We start from the raw sequence: 2,449 nt of genomic DNA, 5'->3' as shown, positions 1-2,449 counted from the left end.
CGCAAGTTGCAAGAACTCTTTTTTGCCGCAAGTCCAAGGCGTACGGCCAGCGCTTCGGGAGTTCCAGAAGTATGTTTGGGTTAAGGATTTTATGGGGTAAGAGGCTCCGTTATATGGAGCTGATTGCACGTTGATATTTTTGCAATAATGGCCCTTTTAGCGGCGCCTGTCTTGCTCAGGTCGTGTGGTGAAGGCTTGCCGTTCTTTATATACTAAAAAAGAAGCGCATAGGCCTGCCGACCGATAAGGTTACGGTACGCCCACGCGCTTCTGGAACTCGTAACGAACAATGCCTGACGGCACGTTCACACTTTAACCATGCCTGTGCCATTCGTGCTGACATAGGTTAGTCTCCCCTGTGACACAGGGTAGTTTTTAGAGGCTTTCGTTGGGCTGAAGACATAAGCGTGTTTTCTGAGGGCTGTTTTTCGTGGAGCGCGTCAGACAAGGCGTTGTTCTTCCATTGGAATCGACCAAACTCAGCGTGAGGATCAGCGTGGCGATCCACGCCAATCTCAGCTTCATTGATTGGGCCTCAGTCTTTGGCTCCTTAAACGGCTCACGCATCGCTCCATACTGGAGATCGTAAACGGAGGATCCCACCTCATAATGCTGGATGTTGCATGGAAAGCCGCGAAAGGTTGGGCAGCACCGCGGGGTTGTGAAGCGGACATTGGCGCGGCTCGTCCGCTTTTGCCGCCGCGCTGTCCATTGCGAGCGGCCCACCGATAAAGACGGGGCTTTCTTGATCATCCGCTGCGTTCTCATCCGCCCCAGCCAGATCGGAAGGCTTCTTTTAAAGGTTGTAAACTTCGGCCTAAGCAAAAACCGCCAGCGTGTCGTAGCGCCGGGGAGTACACCAGGTTGAGCATTCCTGCGGTATTCAACTCTGGATAAGTGGGCCATACAGTTAAATGAATACATGTTTTTCAAGCTGGTGCACTGCTCGCCGCGTTGTCGGAACATGTGGCTTTTGCCCTAGGGCAGACTCTACAAGCCTTGCAGTTCCTGGCGGGCGCCGGGCAGTCCTGCCTCATTTACTCCCCCTCCCCCATCTGCTGCGCCAGCGTCTGCGCCCATTCAAACAGCAATCGCGCCGCCCCATCGTCGCCTTGCTGTTTTCGCCCATCGGCGGCTTCGGACAGCACCTTCGGCAAATCCTCCGGGCTGATCGCACCAGGAGCGACTGTCTGCACACGCATCAATGCCAAAAGGAGTTCCAAGGCTATCTCATATTGCCGGAGGTCTTCAAGAGCGTTGCCCTTATCGGTCATTCCACATTCCCTCAGCGCTTTTCGCATCACAATGCCCGTCCTCGTTCTTAACCCAGCTCATCTTTTCGCGAAACAATCCGGCAAGATTTCACCGGGACTCCTTGCCTTGCCACACCTGGGACACTTGCTTGCCTGAAGAATACCGGCATGGAGCGGCAAACCCTTCTTTCCAGCCTTCCTATGGGCTTGCGCTTTAGGGCCAGAGTCACTGATGCAAAATGATCTTCTGTACCCCATGTTTGAAGGGTTGCGGCAGAATACTCTGGCCGTGATTTATGGAGGGCCTGATCCGTGCTAATTCCCATCGCTCCGAAAGACTCACGAGCCAAACCAAACAGCGAGTACAAAGACCCCAATTGGGTATGTGAAGACGCTGAGGCTTCCCAAAAGATGGCTGACGAAGGCGGCGTCCGTCACAAGAAGAACGGCCTTCCTGTTTAGGAAATCCGCGGAGGAAAAAGTTAACGGTTCGGGTGGAAGTATCTGCCTTTTCTCATGAGGGAGCACAGAATGAGAATTATTCACAAGACATCGCAGAACGAACGCACGACGCTTGCAAATGGAGACACACAGGTAAGTCCTGCAGGACTGCGTGGGTTCTTCGCAAGAGCATTTCGACGAGCTATTGGCTGGCTCGCTGGCGAACCTGTCTCTGTCAATCCAGACATGGTGCGGTCTCTGGCTTATGTCAGGATCAACAGCCATTACGACGCGCTTGGGCGCAGCTGAAGCCTGAATGGATGATAGGCGGCGGGGGAAGCCTTGCCGTTTTCGGAAGGACCGCAAAATCCATCCCGCCAACAGGTTCTCGAAACTGCCGCGTGAACAGGCCTGACAGATGACCGCACTCGATCACCAACGCCAATGAGTTTTTTGCATCACGGCCAGTAACCACAGAAACCGCTAGACGGGGACATTATCAAAGGGGTCCGTCTCTTCTAGCAAAGTTTCTAACTGCGGGGGTAGTCGATCACCGGCAGCAATTGCCTGCCGCAGCTGCTGCATTGCAAGCTCTCCTTCCCTGGGGCTCGCAGCATCTATTTGTTTTAGGAGTTCGTTGATCCGATCTTTTAAGATCATCTTAGTCATGATGTAACCGGCCGATTGTTACCGCGGCGGTTGAGCCTTGAAGCGTTGCGCGAGTTCAGGATCGCTAACGAAGTCGTCGAGGAACT

The 2,449-nt window shown here is 53.7% G+C and carries 2 protein-coding genes; both read right to left on the bottom strand.

Translation table 11 applies throughout. From position 1 onward, the window contains the following. Window positions 1-1,037: 1,037 nt before the first annotated feature. Window positions 1,038-1,274 carry a hypothetical protein gene (locus IE224_RS20625; protein WP_191313380.1) on the bottom strand — a complete coding sequence of 79 codons (237 nt, stop codon included), beginning with the start codon at window positions 1,272-1,274 and terminating at the stop codon, window positions 1,038-1,040. Between the two features lie 903 nt (window positions 1,275-2,177). Further along, window positions 2,178-2,363 (bottom strand): hypothetical protein, encoded by a 186-nt coding sequence (locus tag IE224_RS20620; protein ID WP_191313378.1) that lies wholly within the window; start codon window positions 2,361-2,363, stop codon window positions 2,178-2,180. Window positions 2,364-2,449 lie beyond the last annotated feature (86 nt).

It is taken from the genome of Paracoccus aerius (genome assembly GCF_014656455.1).
GTDB classification, from domain to species: domain Bacteria; phylum Pseudomonadota; class Alphaproteobacteria; order Rhodobacterales; family Rhodobacteraceae; genus Paracoccus; species Paracoccus aerius.
The sequence above is the reverse complement of the archived record's forward strand: the minus strand, read 5'-3'. Positions and strand labels throughout refer to the sequence as shown.